The 26994-nt window shown below is 61.3% G+C and carries 25 protein-coding genes; 12 read left to right on the forward strand and 13 right to left on the reverse strand.

Annotation, left to right across the window (positions count from 1 at the left end):
- The first annotated feature begins 56 nt into the window (after positions 1-56).
- Entirely contained in the window at positions 57-473 is a 417-nt protein-coding gene (gene mscL, locus BOP93_RS23195; RefSeq protein WP_065886910.1) for a large-conductance mechanosensitive channel protein MscL, read from the forward strand.
- Between the two features lie 40 nt (positions 474-513).
- Here the strand turns inward: mscL and BOP93_RS23200 are convergent, their stop codons facing one another.
- On the reverse strand, positions 514-1290 hold the full coding sequence (locus BOP93_RS23200; protein WP_104504785.1) for a ferredoxin--NADP reductase: 777 nt from the start codon (positions 1288-1290) through the stop codon (positions 514-516).
- 426 nt (positions 1291-1716) lie between these two features.
- Here BOP93_RS23200 and BOP93_RS23205 point away from each other — a divergent pair, with 426 nt between their 5' ends.
- The gene (locus BOP93_RS23205) at positions 1717-2427 is read left to right on the forward strand and encodes a helix-turn-helix transcriptional regulator (RefSeq protein WP_104504786.1); all 711 of its coding nucleotides are present in this window, start codon (positions 1717-1719) and stop codon (positions 2425-2427) included.
- Positions 2428-2569: 142 nt separating this feature from the next.
- Positions 2570-3694, forward strand: coding sequence for a methyltransferase (locus BOP93_RS23210; protein WP_104504787.1), 1125 nt, complete (start codon positions 2570-2572; stop codon positions 3692-3694).
- Between the two features lie 66 nt (positions 3695-3760).
- On the opposite strand, the gene BOP93_RS23215 is transcribed toward BOP93_RS23210, so the two are convergent.
- Genes BOP93_RS23215 through BOP93_RS23225 form a run of 3 tightly spaced genes read right to left on the reverse strand, consistent with a single transcriptional unit; the run spans position 3761 to position 6389 of the window.
- On the reverse strand, positions 3761-3928 hold the full coding sequence (locus tag BOP93_RS23215) for a DUF2474 domain-containing protein (protein ID WP_065886906.1): 168 nt from the start codon (positions 3926-3928) through the stop codon (positions 3761-3763).
- 12 nt (positions 3929-3940) lie between these two features.
- Positions 3941-4948: a cytochrome d ubiquinol oxidase subunit II gene (gene cydB / locus BOP93_RS23220; protein WP_065886905.1), complete on the reverse strand. Its 1008-nt coding sequence runs from the start codon at positions 4946-4948 to the stop codon at positions 3941-3943.
- A 1-nt stretch (position 4949) separates the two neighbouring features.
- Entirely contained in the window at positions 4950-6389 is a 1440-nt protein-coding gene (locus BOP93_RS23225; RefSeq protein ID WP_065897633.1) for a cytochrome ubiquinol oxidase subunit I, read from the reverse strand.
- Between the two features lie 319 nt (positions 6390-6708).
- Between BOP93_RS23225 and BOP93_RS23230 the strand changes: the two genes are divergently transcribed.
- Positions 6709-7959 (forward strand): MFS transporter, encoded by a 1251-nt coding sequence (locus BOP93_RS23230; protein WP_104504788.1) that lies wholly within the window; start codon positions 6709-6711, stop codon positions 7957-7959.
- 139 nt (positions 7960-8098) lie between these two features.
- Here BOP93_RS23230 and BOP93_RS23235 read toward each other — a convergent pair whose 3' ends face one another.
- From BOP93_RS23235 to BOP93_RS23250, 4 genes are all read right to left on the reverse strand, one after another.
- The gene (locus BOP93_RS23235; RefSeq protein WP_104504789.1) at positions 8099-10282 is read right to left on the reverse strand and encodes a xanthine dehydrogenase family protein molybdopterin-binding subunit; all 2184 of its coding nucleotides are present in this window, start codon (positions 10280-10282) and stop codon (positions 8099-8101) included.
- Positions 10279-11268 (reverse strand): FAD binding domain-containing protein, encoded by a 990-nt coding sequence (locus BOP93_RS23240; protein ID WP_065895207.1) that lies wholly within the window; start codon positions 11266-11268, stop codon positions 10279-10281. The genes BOP93_RS23235 and BOP93_RS23240 overlap by 4 nt, the downstream gene beginning before the upstream one ends.
- Positions 11265-11789: a (2Fe-2S)-binding protein gene (locus BOP93_RS23245; protein ID WP_104504790.1), complete on the reverse strand. Its 525-nt coding sequence runs from the start codon at positions 11787-11789 to the stop codon at positions 11265-11267. Before BOP93_RS23245 ends, BOP93_RS23240 begins: the two co-directional genes overlap by 4 nt.
- Before the next feature lie 96 nt (positions 11790-11885).
- Positions 11886-12332 (reverse strand): DUF4879 domain-containing protein, encoded by a 447-nt coding sequence (locus BOP93_RS23250; protein ID WP_104505347.1) that lies wholly within the window; start codon positions 12330-12332, stop codon positions 11886-11888.
- A gap of 188 nt (positions 12333-12520) precedes the next feature.
- Here BOP93_RS23250 and BOP93_RS23255 point away from each other — a divergent pair, with 188 nt between their 5' ends.
- The 4 genes from BOP93_RS23255 (at position 12521) to BOP93_RS23270 (ending at position 16374) form a co-directional block, all read left to right on the forward strand.
- Entirely contained in the window at positions 12521-13816 is a 1296-nt protein-coding gene (locus tag BOP93_RS23255; RefSeq protein WP_034117796.1) for an NCS2 family permease, read from the forward strand.
- The gene (gene trmA / locus BOP93_RS23260) at positions 13813-14892 is read left to right on the forward strand and encodes a tRNA (uridine(54)-C5)-methyltransferase TrmA (RefSeq protein WP_104504791.1); all 1080 of its coding nucleotides are present in this window, start codon (positions 13813-13815) and stop codon (positions 14890-14892) included. Before BOP93_RS23255 ends, trmA begins: the two co-directional genes overlap by 4 nt.
- Before the next feature lie 181 nt (positions 14893-15073).
- The gene (aroQ, locus tag BOP93_RS23265) at positions 15074-15520 is read left to right on the forward strand and encodes a type II 3-dehydroquinate dehydratase (protein WP_065895204.1); all 447 of its coding nucleotides are present in this window, start codon (positions 15074-15076) and stop codon (positions 15518-15520) included.
- A complete protein-coding gene (locus BOP93_RS23270) occupies positions 15517-16374 on the forward strand; it encodes a shikimate dehydrogenase (protein WP_162303222.1) in 858 nt (285 codons plus the stop codon). Before aroQ ends, BOP93_RS23270 begins: the two co-directional genes overlap by 4 nt.
- Before the next feature lie 134 nt (positions 16375-16508).
- Here the strand turns inward: BOP93_RS23270 and BOP93_RS23275 are convergent, their stop codons facing one another.
- Positions 16509-17174: a TetR/AcrR family transcriptional regulator gene (locus tag BOP93_RS23275; RefSeq protein WP_065933063.1), complete on the reverse strand. Its 666-nt coding sequence runs from the start codon at positions 17172-17174 to the stop codon at positions 16509-16511.
- Between the two features lie 75 nt (positions 17175-17249).
- Positions 17250-19151 (reverse strand): 3-dehydroshikimate dehydratase QuiC, encoded by a 1902-nt coding sequence (gene quiC / locus BOP93_RS23280; protein ID WP_104504793.1) that lies wholly within the window; start codon positions 19149-19151, stop codon positions 17250-17252.
- 210 nt (positions 19152-19361) lie between these two features.
- Here quiC and BOP93_RS23285 point away from each other — a divergent pair, with 210 nt between their 5' ends.
- Positions 19362-20696: an MFS transporter gene (locus tag BOP93_RS23285; RefSeq protein WP_065886892.1), complete on the forward strand. Its 1335-nt coding sequence runs from the start codon at positions 19362-19364 to the stop codon at positions 20694-20696.
- Here the strand turns inward: BOP93_RS23285 and BOP93_RS23290 are convergent, their stop codons facing one another.
- Positions 20697-21575, reverse strand: a complete 879-nt coding sequence (locus BOP93_RS23290; protein WP_065886891.1) for a DMT family transporter — start codon at positions 21573-21575, stop codon at positions 20697-20699.
- A gap of 185 nt (positions 21576-21760) precedes the next feature.
- On the opposite strand from BOP93_RS23290, the gene BOP93_RS23295 reads away from it, so the two are divergent.
- The 3 genes from BOP93_RS23295 to BOP93_RS23305 are packed head-to-tail and all read left to right on the forward strand — an operon-like array spanning position 21761 to position 24098.
- Positions 21761-22174, forward strand: a complete 414-nt coding sequence (locus BOP93_RS23295) for a lipoprotein (RefSeq protein WP_065886890.1) — start codon at positions 21761-21763, stop codon at positions 22172-22174.
- A 55-nt stretch (positions 22175-22229) separates the two neighbouring features.
- Entirely contained in the window at positions 22230-23123 is an 894-nt protein-coding gene (ypfJ, locus tag BOP93_RS23300) for a KPN_02809 family neutral zinc metallopeptidase (protein WP_104504794.1), read from the forward strand.
- Complete coding sequence (locus tag BOP93_RS23305) at positions 23124-24098, forward strand: alpha/beta hydrolase (RefSeq protein ID WP_104504795.1); 975 nt, start codon at positions 23124-23126, stop codon at positions 24096-24098.
- A gap of 1374 nt (positions 24099-25472) precedes the next feature.
- Here BOP93_RS23305 and BOP93_RS23310 read toward each other — a convergent pair.
- On the reverse strand, positions 25473-26072 hold the full coding sequence (locus BOP93_RS23310) for an HAD family hydrolase (RefSeq protein ID WP_104504796.1): 600 nt from the start codon (positions 26070-26072) through the stop codon (positions 25473-25475).
- Positions 26069-26938 carry an acyl-CoA thioesterase II gene (gene tesB / locus BOP93_RS23315; protein WP_065895199.1) on the reverse strand — a complete coding sequence of 290 codons (870 nt, stop codon included), beginning with the start codon at positions 26936-26938 and terminating at the stop codon, positions 26069-26071. Before tesB ends, BOP93_RS23310 begins: the two co-directional genes overlap by 4 nt.
- Between the last annotated feature and the right edge of the window lie 56 nt (positions 26939-26994).

Below are 26994 nucleotides of genomic sequence, written 5' to 3' on the forward strand. Positions count from 1 at the left end.
GCTACGACTGACTTACACTGACCTCCACCCTTCTCATCTGTAACAAGGAATAACTTATGGGCGTGATCAGTGAGTTCAAGGCCTTCGCGGTCAAAGGTAATGTGGTCGACATGGCCGTTGGTATTATCATCGGCGCCGCGTTCGGCAAAATTGTTTCCTCGTTTGTAGGCGACGTGGTGATGCCGCCCCTCGGCCTGTTGATCGGTGGCGTAGACTTCGGCGACCTGGCAATCACGCTTAAAGCCGCGCAAGGCGATGCACCCGCCGTGGTGCTGGCATACGGCAAGTTCATCCAGAGCGTGGTCGACTTTTTGATCGTCGCCTTCGCCATCTTCATGGGTGTAAAGGCGATCAACCGCCTCAAGCGCGAAGAGGCCGTAGCCCCGAGCCTGCCGCCGACGCCGACCAAGCAGGAAGTGCTGCTGGGCGAGATTCGCGACCTGCTCAAGGCACAGAACGACAAACCGCTCTGACCGGCAGATGCAAAAAGGCGCCTCGTGAGGCGCCTTTCTTTTACCAGTAGTTTTCCACCGCCACCTGGCCCGGGCGTCGGCTCAGGCTCAGTTGCATGTCGCGCTGCTTGAGCAACTGGCGCGTGTCATCGACCATCTGCGGGTTGCCGCAAATCAGCACGCGGGAGTGTTGCGCCGTCAATTCGATGCCAGCCGCTCGCTCCAGCTCACCGTTCTCGATCAAGGTGGTGATACGCCCGTTCAACGCGCCCGGATGCCGCTCGCGGGTGACGATAGGGATGTAGATCAGCTTGTGGGCATATTCGGCCAGGTATTCGCGCTCGCCCAGGTCCTTGATCAGCGTCTGGTAGGCCAGTTCCCTGGCCTCGCGTGCGCTGTACACCAGAACGATACGTTCAAATTTCTCCCACACCTCGAAATCCTGCAGGATCGACAGGAACGGTGCCACCCCGGTGCCGGTGCCCAGCAGCCACAGATCACGCCCGTCCACAAAGCGGTTCAGCGTCAGAAAGCCCGTGGCCTGGCGCTCCACCAGCAAGTTGTCGCCGACTTTCAGGCGGCTCAACTCACTGGTGAACTCGCCGCCTGGCACCACGATGGAAAAGAAATCGAGGTATTCGTCAAACGGCGAAGACACGATGGAATAAGCGCGCCACACGGTACTGCCATCCGCCTTGGTGACGCCCAGACGCACGAATTGGCCGGCGGTAAAGCGAAAGCCGGCATCACGCATGGTGCGCAGGGTGAAAAGGCTGGGGGTCAGCGATTGCACGTCGAGCAAGGTCTGGCGGGTAAATTTCTCAGCACTGGCCGTCATGGGGGGCTCCGTTTTGCACAGGGCCGTAGTGTCTCTCAAAGCGCACCGCGCAAACACCGGTGATTGGTAATGGCATTACCGTCAACCGAGTCGGCGGCCCCGCCAGGCCGGTAACAATCAGTCACACATAGCGCCCGGTACTGAACTAAACATTTCGCTATGAATACCTTGGAATACGCAACAACATGATGCGGAACATACACATGACATCACTTTGATATCACCCATAAACTATTGAAAAACTGAGCTCTCATTCATAATTCCGACTAACGCCCAGCCCTTGTCCACTCTGTTACAGCCTGACCCAAGGCAGTCAATGAATTTTTTTTCAGCCCCACAAGTAAGACTTATCCTACACTTTCCATTCAAGTCACATTGGGATGAGGACGTACCCAAGTCACACGAAAAACCTATGGAGAGTAATCGATGGTCAAATGGCGCAATACACGGCTGCCCAAGCTTGAAGGCGAGAGCGAAATCACCAGCGTGTTTGAAATGGTCGTCAATCACACGTATGAATTAGGATTCCAACATTGCTCATTTACGATGAGTTCTCAAGCCCCAAGCAGCCAAACAGACCCCATACATCTTGATAACCATCCGAGTGAATGGAGAAATATTTACAAACGAGCGCATTTCTTCGAAATAGACCCTGTTGTATCTCACTGCAAGAACAGTGTCCTGCCCATTGTCTGGGACCCGAAAACGTTTAGCAGTACCCCCCAGTTGTGGGAGTTGGCCCAGTCGTTTGGGGTGCACTTGGGCTGGAGTCAGGCGGTCCATGATTTCCAGGGTGTGTTCAGCATGCTCACGCTGACGCGTGGCAAAGGCGAGGTCAGCCCCGAAGAGCTTTACGAAAAGGCCGGGCAGGTGTTGTGGCTCTGCCATGCGATGCATGCAGTGGTTGCAAAAACATACGCCGACAAAGCCCATGTCAACACGTCCAGCAAATTGACCGCACGGGAGACGGAGGTCCTCAAGTGGTCCGCCATGGGCAAGACCGCTTCCGAGATCGCGGCCATTCTCTGCCTGTCCGAGCGTACGGTGGGCTTTCATATCAGCAGTACGTTCAAGAAGCTTGGGGTTCACAATAAGATCCAGGCCGTGCTCAGCGCCTCCAAAGCAGGGCTGTTTTGAACCGGACACGAAACATCGCATGTCATCGCATTGAAAAAAAAGTACCATTTGCGGCCCATTCTGAGTGTTGATTCAGCCCTTTCACAGGCTGCCTCGCCGTTCACTCAGACGGTTCCGTCGATTACCCAGAGCCTCCCCCGCCATGCCCCTGCTTGACAGCCCCTTCGCCCAGCTCGATTTGATCCGTCAGCCCGAGCAACACAATGATCCGCTGCAAGCCTTCGATGCCGCCGACGAATACCTGCTCAACCACCTCGCCGGCCAGCAACCCCCTGCGGAAACCCGTGTGCTGGTACTCAATGACAGCTTCGGCGCCCTCGCGGCCAGCCTTGCAGGCCAGGTGCAGGTGACCTCCAGCGGGGACTCGTTCCTCGCCGCCCAAGGCCTGGGAAAAAACCTGGTGCGCAACGGTAAAGCCTTTGATGCGGTAACGTTCGTACCGGCCAGCCAAGTGCCGGTCGGGCCGTTCGATCGGGTGTTGCTGCGTGTGCCGAAGACCCTGGCGCTGCTGGAAGAGCAGTTGATCCGGTTGCAGGGACAACTGGCACCGGGCGCCGAAGTGATCGCCGGGGCCATGGTCAAACACTTGCCGCGCGCCGCCGGTGAACTGCTGGAGCGTTATATCGGGCCGATGCATGCCACGCTCGCGGCAAAGAAGGCCCGGCTGCTGATCGCCACCGTCGCACAGCGCCCCGCGCCCGTATCGCCCTACCCTACCCGCTACTCGCTGGATACCCCGGCCATCGAACTGCTCAACCATGCCAACGTGTTCTGCCGCGAAGGCCTGGACATCGGCACGCGCGCGTTCCTGCCGCACCTGCCGAACAACCTGGGCGGCGCCCGCGTGGCCGACCTTGGCTGCGGCAACGGCGTATTGGCAATTGCCAGCGCGCTGCAAAATCCCGACGCGCACTACACCCTGGTGGACGAGTCCTTCATGGCGGTGCAGTCAGCTGCCGAAAACTGGCAGGCCGCGCTGGGCGGACGTGATGTCATCGTGCGCGCTGACGACGGCCTGGCCGGCCAGGACCCGCAGTCGTTGGACGTGGTGCTGTGCAACCCGCCTTTCCACCAGCAGCAGGTGGTGGGCGACTTCCTCGCCTGGCGCATGTTCCAGCAGGCGCGGGAGGCGCTGGTGGTGGGTGGAGCGTTGTATATCGTCGGTAACCGTCACCTGGGTTATCACAGCAAATTGGCGCGCCTGTTTCGCGGCGTCGAACAAGTGGCAGCCACGCCCAAGTTCGTCATTCTCAAGGCGCGCAAATAAAAAAACCCTGCCCTTCCATAAGAAGAGCAGGGCTGAAAACCGGGCCGCAAAGCCCGGATCGGGATGTCAGTGGGTCGTCAGCCCGGCCGCGTTCATGAACATGCGCATCAGGCTGGCGACGATGAACAAGGCCAGCACACTGCCGGTCCAGATCATCGCCAGCCATCCAAGGCGCCGCCACAGCGGCTGTTTCTCGGCCTGTTCGATATCGTGCAACGAAGGTTTGCCCGCCATGCTGCGATCCTCCTAGTGATAACCGTCTTCATGGGTGACCTTGCCGCGGAACACGTAGTAGCTCCAGAAGGTGTAGCCCAGGATGAACGGAATAATGAACAAGGTGCCCACCAGCATGAAGCCCTGGCTTTGCGGCGGCGCGGCGGCGTCCCAGATCGAGACTGACGGTGGAATGATGTTCGGCCACAGGCTGATCCCCAGGCCGCTGTAACCCAGGAAGATCAATACCAGCGTCAGCAGGAAGGGCGTGTAGTGCGCCCGGCGTGCCACGGCGCGGAACAACCCGTACATCGTCACCAGCACCAGCAGCGGCACGGGCAGGAACCAGAACAGGTTCGGCAGGGTGAACCAGCGCGAGGCGATTTCGGCGTGGGTCAGCGGCGTCCAGAGGCTGACGATACCGATCACCGCCAACACCACGAAGGCCAGCGGGCGCGCCAGGTTGTGCATCTGTTCCTGCAACTTGCCTTCGGTCTTCATGATCAGCCAGGTGCAGCCGAGCAAGGCATACGCCACGATCAAGGCCACGCCGCAGAACATGGTGAACGGGGTCAGCCAGTCCAGCGAGCCGCCGGCGAACTGGCGATTCACCACCGGAATGCCATCGATAAACGCCCCCAGCGCCACGCCCTGGAAGAACGTGGCCGTCAGCGAGCCGCCGATAAACGCCTTGTCCCACAGGTGGCGCTTGTGGTCCTTGGCCTTGAAGCGGAACTCGAAGGCCACGCCACGAAAGATCAGCCCGATCAACATCAGGATCAGCGGCAGGTACAACGCCGACAACACCACCGAGTAGGCCAGCGGGAATGCACCGAACAAGCCCGCGCCGCCCAATACCAGCCAGGTTTCGTTACCGTCCCACACGGGCGCCACGGTGTTCATCATGACGTCGCGGTCGGTCTTGCCCTTCACAAACGGAAACAGGATGCCGATGCCCAGGTCGAAGCCGTCCATCACCACGTACATCATGATGCCGAAGATAATGATCACGGCCCAGATCAGCGGAAGATCAATGCCCATCTCAATGCCCCTTGTGCTGGATGTCGTCGTGGTCGTTATCGGTGCCATCATCGGCAGCGGACAACGGACGCGCCGGGGTACGTTTCTGGCCAGGTCCACCCTGGGTCGGCTCGGTGACCTGGTAAACCACAGGCCCTTTGCGCACCAGACGCATCATGTAACCCAGGCCCGCGCCGAACAGCGCGAAGTACACCACCACGAACAGCACCAGGGTGATAGTCATCTGCGCCAGGCTATGCCCGGAAGAGGCATCCGCCGTGCGCATCAGCCCGTAGACCACCCACGGCTGGCGGCCGATTTCGGTGGTGAACCAGCCGGCGAGAATCGCGATCAACCCTGAAGGGCCCATCCACAACGCCAGGTACAGGAACGGCTTGGACGTGTACATCTTGTCGCCGCGGCGCAGCCACAGGCTGAACAAGCCCGTGAAGATCATCAGGAAACCCAGGCCGACCATGACCCGGAACGACCAGAACACCACGGTCGAATTAGGCCGGTCTTCAGGCGGGAAGTCCTTGAGCGCCGGCACCTGTTTATCCAGCGAGTGGGTCAGGATCAGGCTGCCCAGGTAAGGGATTTCCACCGCGTACTTGGTTTTTTCCGCCTTCATGTCCGGCCAGCCGAACAGGATCAGCGGCGTGGGCTCATTGCCGATGTTTTCCCAGTGACCTTCAATCGCGGCGATTTTGGCCGGTTGATGCTTCAAGGTGTTCAGGCCATGGAAGTCGCCGATCACCGCCTGGATCGGCGCGACGATCAAGGCCATCCACATTGCCATCGAGAGCATCTTGCGGATCGCCGGGTTGTCCTTGCCGCGCAGCAGGTGCCAGGCCGCCGACGAACCGACGAAGAACGCCGTGGCCACGAAAGCGGCAGTGGCCATATGCGCCAGGCGGTAAGGGAATGAAGGGTTGAAGACCACGGCGAACCAATCGGTCGGGATCACGCGGCCATCGACGATTTCAAAGCCTTGGGGCGTCTGCATCCAGCTGTTGGAGGAGAGAATCCAGAACGTCGAGATCAGCGTACCGATCGCCACCATCACGGTGGAGAAGAAGTGCAGGTTGCGCCCTACCTTGTTCCAGCCAAACAGCATCACCCCCAGGAAACCGGCTTCGAGGAAGAAGGCGGTGAGCACTTCGTACGTCAGCAGCGGCCCGGTGACGGCGCCGGCGAAGTCTGAAAAACGGCTCCAGTTGGTGCCGAACTGGTAAGCCATGACCAGGCCCGAAACCACGCCCATGCCGAAGTTGACGGCAAAGATCTTCGACCAGAAATGGTAGAGGTCACGGTAGGTGTCATTGCGGGTCTTGAGCCACAAGCCCTCCAGCACCGCAAGGTAACTGGCCAGGCCGATGGTGATCGCCGGGAACAGGATGTGAAACGAGATGGTGAACGCAAATTGAATTCGGGCGAGATCTAGCGCCTCCAAACCGAACATAAGTCTTCCTCTGTCAGGTAATACCGGCTGCGGGCTGGGAGCCTGCACCCACTGCCCCCACGGATATGGAGTGTGGTGAATTTCAATTCGTTTCTTTTTTTACCCGTCACGCAGGGAGTCTGGCCTTTCGACCGCCAGAACAATCCCCTGGCAGGTTTTGATCTGGATCAAGCATCGTTGAAAGAGTAGTCCCATTTGCGCTGTCCGGTTGTGTGGTCTTTTGCCGCGTGACAGCTTGCCTCACCCGAGTTATTGCAACTCTTTGTTACAACATAATGCTAATCTCGATGTCCCCTTCGGCCCCCGACCTGTACGCCCAATGCCTAGCGAACCTGCGTTGCTGTTACGTCACCACCGCCCTTTCATCGCGTTCTGGCTGGCGCGGATCTTTACCGCCAGCGGCTTCCAGATGCTGACCGTGGCCATCGGCTGGAACCTCTACCAACTGACCGGCAATGTGCTGGACCTGGGATTGGTCGGCCTGGTGGAGTTCGTGCCGCGTGTGCTGTTCATGCTGCACACCGGGCACGTGGCTGATCGCTATGAGCGACGCAAGGTCGCCGCCATCTGCCAGACCGTCCAGGCGCTGATTGCCCTGTCCCTGGCCATCGGCGGGCTGACGGGCAACGTGACCCGCGAGATGATCTTCATTCTGGCTTTCCTGCTGGGCGCCGCACGTTCATTCGAAATGCCCACCACCCAGGCAATGCTGCCCAGTATCGTACCCAGCGCACTGTTCCCCCGGGCCGTGGCGTCGTCGCAATCGGCCCAGCAATTGGCGACCATCGTCGCCCCGGCCCTCGGCGGCTTGCTCTACGCGTTCGGCAGCGTGTGGGTGTACGGCCCGACCGTGGTGCTGTACCTGATCGCCTGCGGGCTGACCCTGAACCTCCCCGCCCGCCAGACGCCGCTGAACAAAGGCAAGGCCACCCTTGACTCGTTGCTGGCCGGGATTCGCTTTATCCGCAGCCGGCCGGACATCCTCGGCGCCATCTCCCTGGACCTGTTCGCCGTACTGCTGGGCGGCGCCACCGCCCTATTGCCGGTGTTCGCCAAGGACATCCTGTTGACCGGCCCCTGGGGCCTGGGCCTGCTGCGCTCGGCACCGGCGGTGGGGGCGTTGCTGATGTCACTGTGGCTGGCGCGTTTTTCAGTGGACCGCAAAGTCGGTCGCGTGATGTTCACGGCGGTCGGTGTGTTCGGCGTAGCGACCATCGCGTTCGGGCTATCGACCTCGTTCTGGTTCTCCCTGGCGGTGCTGGTGGTGCTCGGCGCGGCGGACATGATCAGCATGGTGATCCGGGCTTCGTTCGTGCAGTTGGAAACGCCGGATGAGATGCGCGGCCGGGTGAGTGCGGTCAACGGCCTGTTTATCGGCGCGTCCAATCAACTGGGTGAGTTCGAGTCGGGGATCACCGCGCACTGGTTCGGCACGGTGCCCGCAGTGGTCATGGGCGGGATTGGTACGCTGGTGGTGACCGGGGTGTGGATCAAGCTGTTCCCGACCCTGGCCAATCGCGATCGTATGCATGCGCCGGTGGAAGAGCCCGGGCTGAAACCCACCCCATAACCCGAGCCTGAACAGGGTAAATGTGGGAGGGGGCTTGCCCCCGATAGCGGTAGATCAGTCACATCAGAGTCGACTGATAAGCCGTCATCGGGGGCAAGCCCCCTCCCACACTCAGGTCTTCAGTGTTTGCCAGACCGCCTCAGAGCACCTTGTCCAGGGTAATCGGAAACTCCCGGACCCGTTTGCCGGTGGCGTGATAGATGGCATTGGCCACCGCCGCCGCAACCCCGACAATGCCGATCTCCCCCACGCCCTTGGACCCCAGGGCATTGACGACCTCGTCGTGCTCTTCGACAAACAGCACATCAATCTCGCCAATATCGGCATTCACCGGGATGTGGTATTCGGCCAGGCTGTGGTTCATGTAGCGCCCCAGTTGATGATCGACCTGGGTCTCTTCATGCAGTGCCATGCCAATGCCCCACACCACCCCGCCGAGGATCTGGCTGCGTGCCATTTTCGGGTTGACCACACGCCCAGCCGCAACGGCGCTGACCACGCGGCTGACCTTGATGGTGCCGAGGTCCTCGTCCACGCGCACTTCGACGAACACCGCCGAATGGGTGGCGCTGGCATAGCCCTCGCGTTTCTTGTCGGGCTCGCTGTCTACCTGCGCCTCCAGCGCGTTTTCACCGCTGTCCTTGACCAACTGGGCCAACGACACACTCACATCGCCAGTATGCAACTGGCCCTCTTCGAAACGCACGGACTCGGCGTCCTTGAACACCGGGTAGACCTGCCGCGCGGTTTCCAGCAGTTTCGCATTGAGCGCTTCACAGGCCTGCTGCACGGCAGTCCCGACGGACGACACGGTAAACGAGCCGCCCTGCAAGGGCGCCGTGGGCAAGGACGAATCGCCCAGCAGGAAGCTGATATTGTCCATCGCCACGCCGCTGGCCTGGGCCGCGATCTGGGTCATCACGGTGTAGGTGCCGGTACCGATATCGGTGGTGGCGCTGCTGACGGTGAGTTTGCCGTCGCTGTCGATGCGCGCCTTGGCGCTGGCTTTCATCTGCATGGCTTCCCACACCCCGCCGGCCATGCCCCAGCCGATCAACTGGCGGCCGTCACGCATGCTGCGCGGTTCGGGGTTGCGCTGGCTCCAGCCGAAACGCTCGGCGCCTTCGCTGTAACACTCGCGCAGGGCTTTGCTCGACCAGGGTTTGTCCTCGTTCTGGTTACGCTCGGCGTAGTTGATCAGGCGCAGTTGCACCGGATCGATGGCCAGGGCACAGGCCAGTTCGTCCATGGCGCATTCCAGGCCGATCACACCCAGGGCCGCGCCTGGAGCACGCATGTCCAGTGGGGTGAATACGTCCAGCGGTACCAACTTGTAGGTCAACTGCACGTTATCGCAGTGGTAGAGCATGCCGCTCCATTCCACCACGTGTTCGCTGAAATCCTCGAAGCGCGAGGTCTGGCCGATCGCGGTATGCCCCAGCGCCAGCAGGCGCCCGTTGGCCGCGGCGCCCATCTGCAAGCGCTGCAAGGTGCGCGGGCGGTAGCCGAAGGTGAACATCTGTTGCCGGGTCAGGGTGACGCGTACCGAGCGCTTCAATGCCAGCGATGCCATGACCGCCAGCGGCAATTGGTACTGCGGGCGCAGGCCTGAACCAAAGGCACCGCCGACAAACGCGGCAAAGATGCGCACCTGGCTTTTATCCAGGCCAAACACTTTCTGCACGTAGGCCTGGCAGTTCTGCGGCCCCTGGGTCTTGTCGTGGATATGCAGCGTGCCGTCCGGCTGGTACAGCACGGTGCTGGCGTGGGGTTCCATCGGGTTATGGTGTTCGATGGGCGTGCTGTAGTGCAGATCGAGGCTGATGGCGGCGCCGGCCCATTCGGCCTGGAAATTGCCACGCGGGCCGGGCGGGGTCTGCGGCGAAGGGTGGGCCGATTCCTGCTGGGTGATCAGGTCCGTTTCGAAGTCTTCGGGCGCGTACTCAATCTCCACCAGCGAGCCGGCATGCCTGGCCAGCTCCAGGTTATCGGCGATCACCAGCGCCAGCGGCTGCCCGCTGTAGAGCACGCGGTCGTTGTACAGCGGGCGAAACGGTGAGCCGTCGGCGGCATCCGCATCGGCGAAGGCATCGTCGTAGCTGGCGATCCTGGGGCGATTGAGGTGATCAATCACTTGCACCACGCCCGGCAGCGCGAGGGCCCTGGAGGCATCGATCCGGATGACCCGGCCTTTGGCGATGGTGCTCGATACCACACTGCCATGCAGCAGGCCGTCCTCGGGAAATTCACCGGCGTAGCGCGCCTGGCCGGTGACTTTGAGCAGACCGTCGACACGGTCCAGGGGTTTGCCGATGGCACTCATGGCTGTTCTCCCGCGACCGCAGCGTCGCTCAGTGCTCGAATGATTGCGCGGCGCGCCAGCTTGATCTTGAAGCCGTTGTGTTGCAGCGGCTCGGCATCTTGCAGCAGGGCATCGGCGGCGTTACTGAAGGTTTCGCGGCTGACGGTGCGGCCGATCAGCGACGCTTCCACCGCACGGTCACGCCAGGGTTTGTGGGCCACACCGCCAAGGGCCAGGCGGGCGTCGATGATCTCGTCGCCGTCCAGCTCCAGGGCAGCGGCAACCGACACCAGCGCAAACGCGTAGGACGCGCGGTCGCGGATCTTCAGGTAATGACTGTGGCGAGCCAGGTTATCGGCGGGCAATTCCACGGCGGTGATCAGTTCGTCATCGGCCAATTGGTTGTCCCGTTGCGGCGCATCACCCGGCAGGCGGTGGAAGTCGGCAAACTCGATAACCCGCGCCCCGCCGCGCCCTTGCACATGCACCCGCGCCTCCAGCGCTGCCAGGGCCACGCACATGTCCGAGGGGTGCGTGGCGACGCATTGCGCGCTGGCGCCAAGGATGGCGTGGATGCGATTCAAGCCGGTGCGCGCCGGGCAGCCGCTGCCGGGCTCACGCTTGTTGCACGGCACCGTGGCGTCATAGAAATAGTAGCAACGGGTGCGTTGCAGCAGGTTGCCACCGGTACTGGCCATGTTGCGCAGTTGCGGTGAGGCCCCGGCAAGGATGGCCTGGGACAGCAATGGATAACGCTGCTCGATCAGCGGGTGCCAGGCCAGGTCGGCATTGCTCACCAGCGCGCCAATGAGTAGGCCGCCCTCGGCGGTTTCTTCGATGGCGCGCAGCGGCAATCCGGTGATATCAATCAAGTGTTCGGGGCGGCTGATGTTCTCTTTCATCAGGTCCAGCAGGTTGGTTCCGCCGGCAATGAAGCGTGACGCCGCGCTGCTCAGGTGCACCGCCTCGTGCACATCGGCCGGTTTGCTGTACTGGAAGGGATTCATTGCTCACCTCCGCGGTTGCCGCACGCCGGCAGCGCGTCTTCGATGGCGTCGCGGATATTGCTGTAGGCACCGCAGCGGCACAGGTTGCCGCTCATCAACTCCTGGATCTGCGCAGTGTCGTGGGCGCGGCCTTCGTTGGCCAGGCCGACCGCCGAGCAGATCTGGCCGGGGGTGCAGTAGCCGCACTGGAAGGCATCGTGCTTGATAAAGGCTTGCTGCATCGGATGCAATTGGTCGCCGTCGGCCAGGCCTTCGATGGTGGTCAGCTCGGCGCCGTCGCACATCACGGCCAGGGTCAGGCAGGCGTTTACGCGTTTGCCGTCACGCAACACGGTGCAGGCACCGCATTGGCCGTGGTCGCAGCCCTTTTTGCTGCCAACCAGGTCCAGTTGTTCGCGCAGCAGGTCCAGCAAGGTGGTCCAGGGCAGCACACTCAATTGGCGATCCTGGCCATTGACGGTCAAGCGTATCGGGTGGGCAACGTACGGCTGGGCCGCCGCGCCATTGGGGGTCGCGCTCATAAACACCTCACGGGTTGGTGTACATCCGCGGCGTTCAGGAAAATCGCCGTCTCAGAGGTACGACTTCCCGGGGTTTTGAGCGTTCAAGATGATTGATCAGTGGATATTGAGTGTTGCGGTCAACGTATTTTGCGGCGGGTTGATCGACGAATTGCTGTAGATGAAGTCCCCCGGGCCCTCGACATTCAGGTCGAACACATAGATATAGCCCATCAGCGTGCCCGCGCCATTGCACGCCTGGCTGATGTTGCCGACCTGGCACACCGCCGTGCGCTGGCCATTGAGCACCGCACCGTTGAAGCGCCCGACCGGGTTGTTACCCAGGCCCACTTCCATCACCGAAACCTTGGTTGCCCCGCGATGTGTACACATTTGAGTAACGGTGACGCGCTCCGGGATGGTTTCCGTGCAAGTGGGCGACTCGACCTTGAACACCCGCACCTCGCTCAAGGCCGGTGCAGTCGCGCCCCACGCCGGTGCTGCACCCAGCCACAGGCTGATACTGGCGATCAGCGCTAGACTCCACACGTTGGCTTTTTTCATGCTGTCGATGACCCACTGTTGAACGTCGCTGCAGTATGCCTCAAGGCCATGCGCCACACAGCCTCGGCTGCTGGTATGATGCGCCGCTTTTTCCGATCCTCTCTGAAGCCACAGGCGCTTGGCGCAGTTTGTGCTTTGACTTAGAGGTCAACAAATCACGACGCAAGATAGCGTCACAGGGAGCCGGCATGCTGGAAAAGCTGTTTCAACTCAAAGCCCACAACACCAATGTGCGCACCGAGATTCTCGCGGGTATCACCACATTCCTGGCCATGGCCTACATCCTGTTCGTCAACCCGAGCATCCTCGGCGAAACCGGCATGGACAAAGGCGCAGTGTTTGTCGCGACCTGCCTGGCGGCGGCCATCGGTTCCACCGTGATGGGCCTGATCGCCAACTACCCGATTGCGCTGGCGCCGGGCATGGGCCTGAACGCCTTCTTTACCTATACCGTGGTGCTGCACATGGGCCACACCTGGCAGGTTGCGCTGGGGGCGGTATTCATTTCGGCGGTGCTGTTCTTCCTGCTGTCGATCTTCCGTATCCGTGAGTGGATCATCAACAGTATTCCCCTGCCCCTGCGCTCGGCGATTGCTGCCGGTATCGGCCTGTTCCTGGCGCTGATCGCCCTGCACAACGCCGGTATCGTGGTCGCCAATCCGGCCACGCTGGTGGGCCTGGGCGATCTGAAACAACCGGCGCCGATCCTGGCGACCCTGGGCTTCGTGCTGATCGTCGCGCTGGAAGCCCTGGCAGTGCGCGGTGCCGTGTTGATCGGCATCCTGGCGGTGACCATTGTCTCGATCCTGCTGGGCGTCACCCCGTTCGGCGGCGTGACCTCCATGCCACCGTCACTGGCCCCCACCTTCCTGCAACTGGACATCAAGGGCGCGCTGGATATCGGCCTGGTCAGCGTGATCTTTGCGTTCCTGTTCGTCGACCTGTTCGACAACTCCGGCACCCTGATCGGCGTCGCCAAGCGCGCCGGCCTGATGGGCAAGGACGGCCATATGCCGAAAATGGGCCGTGCGCTGATCGCCGACAGTACGGCGGCCATGGCCGGCTCGCTGCTGGGCACCTCGACCACCACCAGCTACATCGAATCCGCCGCCGGCGTGAGCGCCGGTGGCCGTACCGGCTTGACCGCCATCGTGGTCGCGATCCTGTTCCTGCTGGCACTGTTCTTCTCGCCCCTGGCGGCCAGCGTACCGGCCTTCGCCACCGCGCCGGCGCTGCTGTTCGTGGCGGTGTTGATGACGTCCGGCCTGGCCGAAATCGACTGGGATGACATTACCGTGGCAGCGCCGGTGGTGATCACCGCCCTGGCGATGCCCTTCACTTACTCCATCGCCAACGGCATCGCCTTCGGTTTCATCGCCTGGACCGCCATCAAGCTGCTTTCGGGCCGCTACCGTGAGCTGAACCCGGCACTGGTGATTCTGTCGATCCTGTTCGTGATCAAGCTGGGCTGGTTCAACGCATGACTTTCGACGCCGCACACTACACCGTTCAACTGCAAGACAAGGTCACGCGTTTGCGTGACCTGCTGGCCCCCTTCGACGCGCCCGAACCGCAGGTCTTCGACTCGCCGCTGCAGAACTTTCGCCTGCGCGCCGAGTTCCGCCTGTGGCGCGAAGGCGGGGATCGCCACTACGCCATGTTCGCCCAGGATGACAAGCGCACGCCGATCCTCATTGAAGAATTTCCCATTGCCAGCCAGCGCATCAACCAATTGATGCCGCAGCTCAAGGCCGCCTGGCAAGCCAGCGCCGCCCTGAGCCACAAGCTGTTCCAGGTGGAGTTCCTGACCACCCTGGCCGGCGACGCGATGATCACCCTGTGCTATCACCGCCCGCTGGACGAACACTGGCACGCCGCCGCCAACCAGTTGGCGGCCGAGCTGGACGTGAGCATCATTGGTCGCTCCAAGGGCAAGCGCGATGTCATCGGCCGCGACTACGTGGTGGAAAAACTCGAGGTCGGCGGCCGCACGTTCAGCTACCGCCAACCCGAAGGCGCCTTCACCCAGCCCAACGGCACGGTGAACCGCAAGATGCTCAACTGGGCGTACGACGCCCTGGGCGATCGCCCGGACGACTTGCTGGAGCTGTACTGCGGCAACGGCAATTTCACCCTGCCGCTGGCAACCCGCGTGCGCAAGGTGCTGGCCACCGAAATCAGCAAGACGTCGGTCAATGCGGCCCTGAGCAACCTCGATGAAAATGCCGTGGATAACGTCACCCTGGTGCGCCTTTCCGCCGAAGAACTTACCGAGGCGCTGAATGAAGTGCGACCGTTCCGCCGCCTGCACGGCATCGACCTGAAAAGCTACGAATTCGGCAGCGTATTCGTCGACCCGCCCCGCGCCGGCATGGACCCGGACACCTGCGAACTGACCCGGCGTTTCGACAACATCCTGTATATCTCCTGCAACCCGGAGACGCTGGCGGCGAACATTGCGCAACTGCATGACACGCATCGCATTACTCAATGCGCGATGTTTGACCAGTTCCCGTGGACGCATCATATGGAATCGGGTGTGTTGCTGACTCGTCGCTAAGCCTGCCATGCGACGCTGTTACCAGTGTGTGGGGGCCGCGCTTGCCGCCTCCCACACGAGATCCTCCCTGTACAGGTGATTAAAGTTCGATAATCGAACACAACCTCCGTCGTTCATTGACCAAATTAACCATTCAGTACATTTTATCTCCACAACCAATAAAAACTGTGGAGACCCCTCTATGCCGCCTATCGTGCTGGTGCTCAACGGCCCCAATCTCAACCTGCTCGGCACCCGCGAGCCGGCCACTTACGGTCACGAAACCCTGGCTGACATCGCCGCCCTGTGTGGCCGCAGCGCTGAAAAACTCGGGCTGAGCATCGAGTTTCGTCAAACCAACCATGAAGGTGAACTGCTCGACTGGATTCACGCCGCCCGTGCCCGTTGCGCCGGGATCGTGATCAATCCGGCGGCCTGGACCCACACCTCGGTGGCGATTCGCGACGCGCTGGTGGCCAGCGAAGTCCCGGTGATCGAGGTGCATTTATCCAACGTGCATGCCCGTGAAGCGTTTCGCCATCACTCCTTTGTCTCGCCCATCGCCAAGGCGGTATTGGCCGGGTTTGGCAGCCATGGCTACCACTTGGCCCTGGAGCATTTCAGCCACTCGTTGAAAGGATGCGCGTGATGAAACCCCGTGTTCTCGCCGGCCTGATCGGCACCGGCATCCAGGCCTCCCGCACGCCCGCCCTGCATGAACAGGAAGGTGACGCCCAGGGTTTGCGCTATCTGTATCGCCTGATCGATCTGGAGGCGCTGGGCCTGGACAGCCACGCCCTGTCCGATCTGCTGCGTGCCGCTGAACAGATGCACTTCACCGGCCTGAACATTACCTACCCGTGCAAGCAGGCGATCCTGCCGTTGCTGGATGAACTGTCCGACGAGGCCAGGGGCATCGGCGCGGTTAACACGGTGGTGTTCAAAGGCGGCAAGCGCATCGGCCATAACACCGATTGCCTGGGCTTCGCCGAAGGTTTCCGACGCAACTTCAATGATGTGCCACGCCAACGCGTGGTGCAGATGGGCGCCGGCGGTGCGGGCGCGGCAGTGGCGCACGCGCTGCTGGCCGAGGGCGTGGAGCAACTGAGCATTTTCGACGTGGACACCGCCCGTGCGCGCGAGCTTGTGGATAACCTCGCCCGGAGTTTTGGCGACGGGCGCGCCCAGGTCGGCAGCCACTTGGCCAACGCCATGGCCGAGGCGCAGGGGTTGGTCAATACCACCCCGATGGGCATGGCCAAGCTGCCCGGCACACCCGTGCCGGCCGAGTGGCTACACGCCGGGCTGTGGGTGGCGGAAATCGTGTATTTCCCGTTGGAAACCCAATTGCTGCGTGCCGCCCGTACCCTGGGTTGCCGCACCCTGGATGGCGGCAATATGGCGGTGTTTCAGGCAGTGAAGGCGTTTGAGCTGTTCTGCGGCCTGACGGCGGATGCAGACCGAATGCTGGCGCACTTCCAGAGCATGAATAGCCAGCAGTAGAAACCGGAGCAAAATGTGGGAGGGGGCTTGCCCCCGATAGCGGTGTATCAGTGGCACATGCTCATCTGACAGGCCGCAATCGGGGGCAAGCCCCCTCCCACATTGATTGCACTCAGCCCTGAAATCACGTGTTCTCAAGCCTGAAGGTAACGCAACACCGACTCGCAGATCATCGCGCGATGCCGCTGCTTGATCGCCTCATCCGACAGTTCGATCTGAAAAATCTCGCTGAACGTATGGCGGTTGGATACGCGGTAAAAACTGAATGAGTTGATCAACAGGTGGACGTCCAGCGGCTCCAACCCTTCACGAAACAGTCCCATCTCAGCGCCGCGACGCAAGGTCTCACCGAGGCTCTCGAGGATTTTGCTGTTCATGTCCTTGATCGTACTGGTGCGTTTCACATACTCGGCGTTGTGGATATTTTCGATGCTGACGATGCGCACGAAATCCACGTTCTGGTCATGGTGGTCGAAGGTGAACTCCACCAGCCGGCGAATCGCTTCGCGAGGTTCCAGGGCCGTGAGGTTCATGCGGGTTTCGGTGTTGCGGATGTCGCCGTAGAGCTTCTCCAGCACCTCGACGTAGAGCTGCTCCTTGCTGCCGAAGTAGTAATAGATCATGCGCTTGGAGGTGTGGATGCGCTCGGCAATGGCGTCCACGCGGGCGCCGGACAGGCCTTGCTGAACAAACTCGACAACGGCTTCCTGGAGAATATTCTCGCGGGTCTTTTCCGGATTGTTCTTGCGACTCTTGCGCGGTGCATCTGACACGGCAGAGAGGTCGGGAGTCAGGGTCATGGTGCGCTCACGGCGTTTTTATGCAGGCCCGATTATGGGCCGAGGCGCTCCCCGAAGGAAGCACCCCAACCGCCGTTATAAACGTGCCTGGCGCACCGCACCGCTGCGCGACTTGGCCATTGCCGCCAGACGCACGGCCACGTTGGCCGCGCCATAGCCGGCATAGCCGTTCTTGCGCTGGATGATCTCAAAGAAAAACCGGCCCTCGAAGGCTTCGGTGTAGACGTGAAACAGCTCACCGCCCTGGGCGTCACGGTCGTACAGCACGTTGTAGTACGCCAGTTCGCTGAGAAACTCATCGTCGAAATCAAAGCGTGCGGCCAGGTCGTCGTAGTAATTGAGCGGGATGTCCAACAACGGCACCCCGGCCTCCTTGGCCCGGCGCACTTCGGCGAAAATATCCGCGCAATCGAAGGCAATGTGGTGCACGCCCGAGCCGCGATAGCTCGATAGCGCGTGGGAAATGGCCGTATTGCGGTTCTCGGAAATATTCAGCGGCAGGCGGATCGAACTGCAGCGGCTGCGCAATGCGCGGCTTTTGACCAGGCCGTAGGGATCGGGCAGCACCACTTCGTCGTCGGCTTCAAAATCCAGCAGGCTCTTGTAGAACAGCACCCAGCTGTCGAGGCTGTCGGCCGGCAGGGCCATGGCCATGTGGTCGATGCGCAGCAAGCCACCGCTGGCGGCAGTCGCAGGCTGCAGGTTGAAATCGGTGTCGTAGAGCCCGCCTTCGCTTTGGTCCACCAGGTAGATCAGGCTGCCATCCGGCGCACGCACGGCGGCCAGCTCCAGTTCGTTGGGCCCCACCAGTCCGCGATAGGGCTGGCCCTTGTAGGCCACCGCTCGCTCCAATGCCTTGGCACTGTCTTTGACCCGCATCGCCATCGCGCACAACGACGGCCCATGGGCCTCGAAAAAGTTGTGGGCAAAGGAATAGGGCTCGCAATTGAGGATCAGGTTGATATCGCCCTGGCGCAACAGGCTCACATTCTTGGAGCGATGCTGGCCGGCATTGGCGAAGCCCAGGCGCTCCAACCAGTGCGTGAGTTTGGCGCCAAGGCTTTCATCCACGGCAAATTCAAGGAATTCGATGCCGTCGTATTCGCTGGCCGCCGGCGTCTCAAACAGGATATCCACGGGCGCGGCAGGTTGTTGTGCTGCCAGGCGCTGACGGGTTTTTTCTTCCAGGTACAGCAACGAGCGCAAACCGTCCGCCGCGTTGGCCCGCGTCGGTGCGGCGCGAAAGCCGTCGTTGAAAATCTCCAGGGACAACGGCCCGGTGTAGCCACTCTGGATGATCGGCGCAAGAAAACCTGCCAGGTCGAATTCGCCCTGGCCGGGGAAGCAGCGGAAATGCCGGCTCCACTCGAGCACATCCATGGCCAGGATCGGCGCGTCGGCCATTTGTACGAAGAAGATTTTGTCGCCGGGGATCTCGGCGATGGCACTCGGATCGCCCTTGAGGGACAAGGTGTGGAAACTGTCGAGCAGCACGCCCAGGCTTGGGTGATTCACCTGGCGCACCAGGTTCCAAACCTGTTGCCAGGTGTTCACATGCTTGCCCCAGGCCAGCGCTTCGTAGCCGATTCTCAAGCCACGGCGGCCCGCGTGTTCGGCCAGCAGGCTGAGGTCGTCGAGCAGGATGCGTTCATCGCCCACGCAATCGGCCGAGGCGTTGCTGCACACCAGCACCAGGTCGGTGCCCAGCTCCTGCATCAGGTCGAACTTGCGCTCGGCGCGCTCCAGGTTACGGGCCAGGCGGTCACGGCGGCAGCCTTCAAAGTCGCGGAACGGCTGGAACAGGGTGATGGCAATACCGAGGTCGGCGCACATCTGTCTAACTTCGCGCGGGCTGCCGTCGTAATACAATAGGTCGTTCTCGAAAATCTCAACGCCATCAAACCCGGCGGCGGCAATGGCTTCGAGCTTTTCCGGCAGGGTGCCGCTCAACGACACGGTAGCGATGGAACGTTGCATGGGTCACTCCCGGCAATTGTTGTTTATGGCAAATTATTCGCCCCCAGCCTACACGCGGCAATTAAAATGTACGAACCGGTTAGTTTTTGGTGCGATTATCGAACACTATGCCCCTTTGGCGAATTGACGACTTTTTAACCACTGCGCACCATCGACCTTGCACTAAGACCCAGATCTCACCATAAAAATTTCAAAAACGGGTACGACCTCATGCCTCTGCAAAATCCCGCCCTGGCCACGCGCCCCGGCACCCCGCACGCCGGCATCGGCGACAAGATCCGCGGCGCCCTGGCCGTGGGTAAAACCCGCTGGGGCATGCTGGCCCTGGTGTTCTTCGCCACCACCCTCAACTACATCGACCGCGCCGCCCTGGGCGTGATGCAACCGATTCTGGCCAAGGAAATGAGCTGGACGGCGATGGACTACGCCAACATCAACTTCTGGTTCCAGGTCGGCTACGCCATCGGCTTTGTGCTGCAGGGCCGGTTGATCGACCGGGTGGGCGTCAAGCGCGTGTTTTTCTGCGCCGTGCTGCTGTGGAGCCTGGCCACCGGTGCCCACGGCCTGGCGACCTCGGCCGTCGGGTTCATGGTCTGCCGGTTTATCCTCGGGCTCACCGAAGCGGCCAACTACCCTGCCTGTGTGAAAACCACGCGCCTTTGGTTCCCCGCCGGTGAGCGCGCAGTGGCTACAGGCATTTTCAACGCCGGTACCAACGTCGGCGCCATGATGACGCCCATGCTGCTGCCGTTGATCCTGCACGTGTGGGGCTGGCAGGCCGCGTTCCTGTGCATGGCTTCGCTGGGCTTGATCTGGCTGGTGTTCTGGGGGCTGAAGTATTACAACCCGGAAGAGCACCCGACCGTCAAACAATCCGAATTGGACTACGTGCAACAGCACGCCGAGCCGGAACAACCTGGCGTACCCTTCAGCCGCATCCTGCGCATGCGCGGCACCTGGGCCTTTGCCATCGCCTACGCACTGACCGCGCCGGTGTTCTGGTTCTACCTGTATTGGCTGCCGCCGTTCCTGAACCAGCAATACAACCTGGGCATCAATGTGACGCAGATGGGCATTCCGCTGATCATCATCTACCTCACCGCCGACTTCGGCAGTGTGGGCGGCGGCATCCTGTCCTCGTTCCTGATCGGGCGCGGGATGAACTCGATCAAGGCGCGGCTGCTGTCGATGCTGTTGTTCGCCTGCTGCATCGTCGGCGTGATCATGGCGGCCGGCTCCAGCCAGTTGTGGGTCGCGGTGTTCGCCATCTCCCTGGCCATCGGCGCGCACCAGGCCTGGACCGCCAACATCTGGAGCCTGGTAATGGACTACACGCCCAAGCACATGATGAGCACGGTGTTCGGTTTCGGCGGCATGTGCGCGGCCATCGGCGGCATGTTCATGACCCAGATCGTCGGCCATATCCTCACCGTGACCAACAACAACTACACCGTGTTGTTCACCCTGATCCCGGCAATGTATTTCATTGCGCTGACCTGGATGTACTTCATGGCGCCGCGCAAGATTCCGAAGGTCGACCTGTAATCAACGTCGCCGCTGCTGCCAGGCAGCGGCCAACCCGCTCATGCAGATCACCCCGATACCGACCACCGTGGTCATGTCGGGGGTATGGCTGAACACCAGCCAGCCCAACAAACCCGCAAACACAATCTGGCAATAGCCGAACGGCGCCAGCAAGGCCGGCGCCGCGAAGCGAAACGCCTGGGTGAGCATCAAATGCGCAGTCATCCCGCAGGTGCCCAGCGCCAGCATCATCACGCCATGCCACAGGGTGGGTATCTGCCAGAAGAACGGCACCATCGCACTCATCACCAAAGTGTTGCACAGGCCGGCGAAAAAATTGCTGGTGGTGGGGCTGTCGTATTGGCTGAGAATGCGCGTGAGCAGTTGGTAGAAACAGAAGAACAGCGCCGAGCACAGCGGCAACAGCACCGCCGGTGTGAACAACTCACCGCCCGGATGGATGATGATCACCACGCCGACAAACCCGCAGATCACCGCCAGCCATTGGCCACGTGTGACGTGCTCGCCGAGCAAGGGCACCGAGAGCGCCGTCACCAGGATCGGTGCGAGGAAGTTCACCGCCGTGGCTTCCGCCAACGGGATGTAATGCAGCGCCGTGGTGAAAAACAGGCTGGTGCCCAACAGGCACAACGCCCGCACCACCTGCATGCCCGGGCGTTTGCTGCGCAGCACGCGCAGGCCCGATTGCGGCAGGAAAATCCCCGCCATCAACAAGGTGTGCACCATGTAACGCGCCCACACCACCATCACGATCGGGTAGAACCCGGCCAGGTATTTGGACAAGGCGTCGTGGCTGGAGAACAGAAACGTCGCCAGCACAATCAGCAGGATGCCTTTGAAGGGATGGTTGACGCCGGAAAGCGGGGTACTGACAGTCATTGATTTCTCTTGTATGGCGAGCGGAACGCGATAGCACTCAACCTAGTAATCTAGCAGCCGGGCCTGTGTCTGCCCCAAGAGCATAACCAAACACCGGGCGAACAGCGCACTAAATCAGCGGATTTGAGTCCAACGCTGCACGCACGCCCCGGTGTTGCACACTTTTTAATCAAGGCCCTGCCGATATGAAAAAAATCCTGTTTGCGCTGTCTGCCCTCGCCCTGCTCTCTGCCTGTGACAAGGCCCCCAAGGAAGCGCCAAAGCCTGCACCCGCCTCCGTGCAAGCAACCCTGGTGCCCGAGACCCCGCCCACCGATAAATGGGTGGGCAAGTGGATCGGCGTCGAAGGCTTGAACCTGAACATCGCCAAGGATGACAGCATCGGCCGTGGCCACTACATCCTGACCATGCAATATGGCCTGGATGCCGATGCTTCCGGCACGTTCAAGGGCCAGGCAACCGACGAAGGCATCGCCTTCACTCGCCCCGACGGCCCCCAGGTGCTGCGCGCCGGGGACGGTGCCGCCACGGGCCTGAAGTGGCTGGCAGATAAAAAAGACTGCCTGATTGTGGCTGCCGGCGAAGGCTATTGCCGCTAACTACGACCATACTCACTCCATATTTTTGCCGGACCGTTAACAAGAGGATTGCCCCATGCTATGGAAAAAAGGCCGACGCAGCGACAACGTGGTCGATGCCCGCGATGACAGCGGCGGCGGTGGCGGTGGTATGCGCTTCGGTGGCGGCAAGGGCCTGAGCCTGACCGCTATCGTGCTGATCGTCGGCATCGGCTGGCTCACCGGCCAGGACCCGATGCAGATCCTCGGCCAGTTGACCGGCCAGATGGAACAGGCGCCGTCGGTCAGCACACAGCCACAGTCGCGCCAGGCGCCGCCGGCCAACGATGAGCAGGCCGACTTCGTGCGCGCGGTGCTGGGCGATACCGAAGACACCTGGGGCCAGGTATTCCAGGAAAACGGCCTGGCCTACAAGAACCCGAAACTGATCCTGTTCCGTGGCCGCGTGAACTCCGCCTGCGGTGGCGCCACCTCGGCCAGCGGCCCGTTCTATTGCCCGGCGGATCAGCAGGTGTACCTGGACCTGGATTTCTTCCGGGAAATGTCGCAACGCTTCCAGGCCGCCGGCGATTTCGCCCAGGCGTATGTGATCGCCCACGAAGTCGGGCATCACGTGCAAACGCTGCTCGGTATCTCGTCCAAGATCCAGGCTGCGCGCGAGCAAGGTCGCCCCATGCAAGGCGACGGTGGCCTGCTGGTACGCCAGGAACTGCAGGCCGACTGCTTTGCCGGCGTGTGGGCCAACCGCGCACAAAAACGCCTGAACTGGCTGGAGCCCGGCGATATCGAAGAAGCCCTGAACGCCGCCAACGCCATCGGCGATGACCGCCTGCAGCAACAGGGCCAGGGACGCGTGGTGCCGGACTCGTTTACCCACGGCACCTCGGCCCAGCGCGTGCGCTGGTTCAAGACCGGCTTCGCCCAAGGGCAGATATCCCAGTGCGATACCTTTAATGCCAAGAGTCTCTAAATGAATAAACGATTGGGTTTGCTGCTGGGTGTTTTGGTGTCGTGTTGCACCCTGGCGGCCGAACACGGCGTCAAGGTGGTCAGCCCCGATCGTTTTCATCTGGAGGCCGGCGACCTCAGCCTCGGCTTGAGCCAGGATTGGCGCCAGCCGCTGCCCAAGGTCACGCGTGCGCTGATCATCGTGCATGGCCGCCTGCGCAATGCACAGACCTACCTGCAAAGCGGCATCGACGCCGCCAACCATGCCGGGGTGGGCGGCGATACGCTGGTGATCGCGCCGCAGTTTCTCAATCAAGCGGACGTGAAGCGTAACCATTTGGGCGATCAGGTATTGCAGTGGAAGGCTAACGACTGGATGGCCGGCGAACCCTCGACAGGCCCCGGCCATATCAGTTCCTACGCCGCCCTCGACCAGATCATCAAGCACCTGGGCAACCGCACGCTGTTCCCGGCGCTGAAAGAAATCGTCATCGCCGGGCATTCAGGTGGTGGCCAAGTGGTACAACGCTTCGCCCTCACCGGCCACGATCACCCCTTGCTGCAAACCGAAGGCATCAGCCTGCGGTACGTGGTCGCCAACCCCTCGTCCTACGCCTACTTCAGCCCGCAGCGGCCGGTGCCGTTCGATGCAGCCAGTTGCCCAGGTTTCAACGACTGGAAATATGGCATGCAAAAGCTGCCGGATTACGTCGGCCACCAGGGTGCCCAGCAACTGGAGCAAACCTACGTGTCGCGCGACATCACCTACCTGCTGGGCGAGCAGGACACCGACCCCAACCACCCTGCGCTGGATAAAAGCTGCGAAGCCGAAACCCAGGGCGCGTATCGGCTGATTCGCGGGCACAACTATGTTGACTACCTCAGGCAGCGGCATCCGCAGCTGGGTCACAGGCTGGTGGAAGTGCCAGGGGTTGGGCATGACGGGGACAAGATGTTTACCTCGCCGCAGGGGCAAAAGGTGTTGTTTCCACAATAATCACTGAAGAAACCGGATCAACATGTGGGAGGGGGCTTGCCCCCGATGGCGGTGGGTCAGCCAGCACATGCTTAGCTGAAAGACCGCTATCGGGGGCAAGCCCCCTCCCACAGTCGATCGCTATTGCCTGGACTGGATCATCTGGCGCAATACCGACGGAGAAAGAATGTTTACTTCGCCGCAGGGACAGAAAGTGTTGTTCCCACAATAACTGAAGAAACCGGATCAAACATGTGGGAGGGGGCTTGCCCCCGATGGCGGTGGGTCAGCCAGCACATGCTTAGCTGAAAGACCGCTATCGGGGGCAAGCCCCCTCCCACAGTCGATCGCTATTGCCTGGACTGGATCATCTGGCGCAATACCGACGGAGAAAGAATGTTTACTTCGCCGCAGGGACAGAAAGTGTTGTTCCCACAATAACTGAAGAAACCGGATCAAACATGTGGGAGGGGGCTTGCCCCCGATGGCGGTGGGTCAGCCAGCACATGCTTAGCTGACAGACCGCTATCGGGGGCAAGCCCCCTCCCACAGTTGATCGCTATTGCCTGGGCTGGATCATCTGGCGCAATACCGACGGAGAAAGAATGTTTACTTCGCCGCAGGGACAGAAAGTGTTGTTCCCACAATAACTGAAGAAACCGGATCAAACATGTGGGAGGGGGCTTGCCCCCGATGGCGGTGGGTCAGCCAGCACATGCTTAGCTGACAGACCGCTATCGGGGGCAAGCCCCCTCCCACAGTTGATCGCTATTGCCTGGACTGGATCATCTGGCGCAATACCGACGGAGAAAGAATGTTTACTTCGCCGCAGGGACAGAAAGTGTTGTTCCCACAATAACTGAAGAAACCGGATCAAACATGTGGGAGGGGGCTTGCCCCCGATGGCGGTGGGTCAGCCAGCACATGCTTAGCTGACAGACCGCTATCGGGGGCAAGCCCCCTCCCACAGTCGATCGCTATTGCCTGGACTGGATCATCTGGCGCAATACCGACGGAGAAAGAATGTTTACTTCGCCGCAGGGACAGAAAGTGTTGTTCCCACAATAACTGAAGAAACCGGATCAAACATGTGGGAGGGGGCTTGCCCCCGATGGCGGTGGGTCAGCCAGCACATGCTTAGCTGACAGACCGCTATCGGGGGCAAGCCCCCTCCCACAGTTGATCGCTATTGCCTGGGCTGGATCATCTGGCGCAATACCGACGGAGAAAGAATGTTTACTTCGCCGCAGGGACAGAAAGTGTTGTTCCCACAATAACTGAAGAAACCGGATCAAACATGTGGGAGGGGGCTTGCCCCCGATGGCGGTGGGTCAGCCAGCACATGCTTAGCTGACAGACCGCTATCGGGGGCAAGCCTCCTCCCACAGTTGATCTCTATTGCCTGGGTTGGATCATTCGGCGCAATACCGAACAGTCCTCGGCATGCCAATCCGCCAACTCAGGCCACGGGTTTTCCGGCAGGTTCACCAACACGGTCCTGGTGCCCGCTGCCCGGCCACAGTCCAGGTCAAAACGATAATCCCCCACCATCACCATCTCGCTGGGTGCCACATTCCAAGCCTCCGCCAGTTTCAACAAGCCACCCGGGTCAGGCTTGGGCGGCGCGTCCTCACGCCCCAGCACATCCTCAATGGCAAAGCAGTCCGCCAGGCCGATCGCCTCCAGGGTGATATGCGCCAGCTCCTGGGCATTGCGCGTCAGAATCCCAAGGCGATAACCGCGTGCGGCCAGCTCGCGCACCAGTTCAACCGCACCTTGTGCCGCCACCGAGCCCAGTGCCAGCTCGCGCTCGTGCTCCAGCAGCCACGCATGCTTGGCCGCCGCGATATCCGTCGGCAGCGCGGCAAGGTGGGTGAGGATATCGTCTTCGGCGGGAATCTCCAGGGCCACCCGGATGGCCGCGAAATCATGCACCGCCACCGTGAGGGTGCCATCCATGTCGAACACCCAATGCCGGACGTCGGCCAGGCTCATGCCCAGTCCTTGCGATGGCGAATCAAGCCTTCCTGGGTCACCGAGGCCACCAGTTGCCCGGCGCGGTTGTACACGCTGCCGCGGGAAAACCCACGGGAATTGCCGGCCCAGGGGCTGTCCATGGCGTACAGCAACCAGTCATCGGCGCGCAGGTCGGCGTGAAACCACAGCGCGTGGTCGAGGCTGGCGACCTGCATGTCTTTCTGCCACACGGTTTTGCCGTGGGGCAGCAGCGAGGTGGTCAACAGGCCGAAGTCCGAAGCGTAGGCCAGCAGGTATTTATGCAATGCCGGCGCATCGGCCAGGGCGCCGTCGGCGCGAAACCACACGTACTTGACCGGGTCGGACGGCTGCGGGTTGAACGGGTCTTTTTCGGTGACCGGGCGCACTTCGATAGGCTTGGGGCACAGCAGCTTGTCGCGCATATGCTCGGGGATCAGGTGCGCGCGCTGCTGAGTCAGTTCAAGCTCCGAGGGCAGGTTCTCCGGGCCGACCACCACGGGCATGGTGGTCTGGTGCTCGAAGCCTTCTTCGTCGTACTGGAACGAGGTCGTGCAGGTGAAAATCGGGTGGCCCTTCTGAATCGCGGTGACGCGGCGCGTACTGAAACTGCCGCCATCGCGCACGCGGTCCACCGAATACACCACCGGCAATGCCGCGTCTCCCGGGCGCAGGAAATACCCGTGCAGGGAATGGACGTGACGCGCTTCTTCTACCGTCTGGCTGGCCGCCGACAGCGACTGGCCGAGCACCTGGCCACCGAACAGTTGGCGAAAACCCAGGTCCTGGCTGCGGCCGCGAAAGAGGTTTTCCTCGATCGGCTCCAGGGTCAGCAAGTCCACCAGATCTTCCAATACTTGGCTCATTCACACTCTCCTCAGAGCAAAACAGCATCTACCTTCACCTGTAGGAGCGAGCTTGC

Origin of the sequence: Pseudomonas orientalis (assembly GCF_002934065.1) — a bacterium.
Lineage (GTDB): Bacteria > Pseudomonadota > Gammaproteobacteria > Pseudomonadales > Pseudomonadaceae > Aquipseudomonas > Aquipseudomonas orientalis_A.

What these genes read in the sequence shown, in the direction of transcription:
- mscL (WP_065886910.1), top strand. Translation starts at nt 57, where the DNA reads ATGGGCGTGATCAGTGAGTTCAAGGCCTTCGCGGTCAAAGGTAATGTG.
- BOP93_RS23200 (WP_104504785.1), bottom strand. Translation starts at nt 1,290, where the DNA reads ATGACGGCCAGTGCTGAGAAATTTACCCGCCAGACCTTGCTCGACGTG.
- BOP93_RS23205 (WP_104504786.1), top strand. Translation starts at nt 1,717, where the DNA reads ATGGTCAAATGGCGCAATACACGGCTGCCCAAGCTTGAAGGCGAGAGC.
- BOP93_RS23210 (WP_104504787.1), top strand. Translation starts at nt 2,570, where the DNA reads ATGCCCCTGCTTGACAGCCCCTTCGCCCAGCTCGATTTGATCCGTCAG.
- BOP93_RS23215 (WP_065886906.1), bottom strand. Translation starts at nt 3,928, where the DNA reads ATGGCGGGCAAACCTTCGTTGCACGATATCGAACAGGCCGAGAAACAG.
- cydB (WP_065886905.1), bottom strand. Translation starts at nt 4,948, where the DNA reads ATGGGCATTGATCTTCCGCTGATCTGGGCCGTGATCATTATCTTCGGC.
- BOP93_RS23225 (WP_065897633.1), bottom strand. Translation starts at nt 6,389, where the DNA reads ATGTTCGGTTTGGAGGCGCTAGATCTCGCCCGAATTCAATTTGCGTTC.
- BOP93_RS23230 (WP_104504788.1), top strand. Translation starts at nt 6,709, where the DNA reads ATGCCTAGCGAACCTGCGTTGCTGTTACGTCACCACCGCCCTTTCATC.
- BOP93_RS23235 (WP_104504789.1), bottom strand. Translation starts at nt 10,282, where the DNA reads ATGAGTGCCATCGGCAAACCCCTGGACCGTGTCGACGGTCTGCTCAAA.
- BOP93_RS23240 (WP_065895207.1), bottom strand. Translation starts at nt 11,268, where the DNA reads ATGAATCCCTTCCAGTACAGCAAACCGGCCGATGTGCACGAGGCGGTG.
- BOP93_RS23245 (WP_104504790.1), bottom strand. Translation starts at nt 11,789, where the DNA reads ATGAGCGCGACCCCCAATGGCGCGGCGGCCCAGCCGTACGTTGCCCAC.
- BOP93_RS23250 (WP_104505347.1), bottom strand. Translation starts at nt 12,332, where the DNA reads ATGAAAAAAGCCAACGTGTGGAGTCTAGCGCTGATCGCCAGTATCAGC.
- BOP93_RS23255 (WP_034117796.1), top strand. Translation starts at nt 12,521, where the DNA reads ATGCTGGAAAAGCTGTTTCAACTCAAAGCCCACAACACCAATGTGCGC.
- trmA (WP_104504791.1), top strand. Translation starts at nt 13,813, where the DNA reads ATGACTTTCGACGCCGCACACTACACCGTTCAACTGCAAGACAAGGTC.
- aroQ (WP_065895204.1), top strand. Translation starts at nt 15,074, where the DNA reads ATGCCGCCTATCGTGCTGGTGCTCAACGGCCCCAATCTCAACCTGCTC.
- BOP93_RS23275 (WP_065933063.1), bottom strand. Translation starts at nt 17,174, where the DNA reads ATGACCCTGACTCCCGACCTCTCTGCCGTGTCAGATGCACCGCGCAAG.
- quiC (WP_104504793.1), bottom strand. Translation starts at nt 19,151, where the DNA reads ATGCAACGTTCCATCGCTACCGTGTCGTTGAGCGGCACCCTGCCGGAA.
- BOP93_RS23285 (WP_065886892.1), top strand. Translation starts at nt 19,362, where the DNA reads ATGCCTCTGCAAAATCCCGCCCTGGCCACGCGCCCCGGCACCCCGCAC.
- BOP93_RS23290 (WP_065886891.1), bottom strand. Translation starts at nt 21,575, where the DNA reads ATGACTGTCAGTACCCCGCTTTCCGGCGTCAACCATCCCTTCAAAGGC.
- BOP93_RS23295 (WP_065886890.1), top strand. Translation starts at nt 21,761, where the DNA reads ATGAAAAAAATCCTGTTTGCGCTGTCTGCCCTCGCCCTGCTCTCTGCC.
- ypfJ (WP_104504794.1), top strand. Translation starts at nt 22,230, where the DNA reads ATGCTATGGAAAAAAGGCCGACGCAGCGACAACGTGGTCGATGCCCGC.
- BOP93_RS23305 (WP_104504795.1), top strand. Translation starts at nt 23,124, where the DNA reads ATGAATAAACGATTGGGTTTGCTGCTGGGTGTTTTGGTGTCGTGTTGC.
- BOP93_RS23310 (WP_104504796.1), bottom strand. Translation starts at nt 26,072, where the DNA reads ATGAGCCTGGCCGACGTCCGGCATTGGGTGTTCGACATGGATGGCACC.
- tesB (WP_065895199.1), bottom strand. Translation starts at nt 26,938, where the DNA reads ATGAGCCAAGTATTGGAAGATCTGGTGGACTTGCTGACCCTGGAGCCG.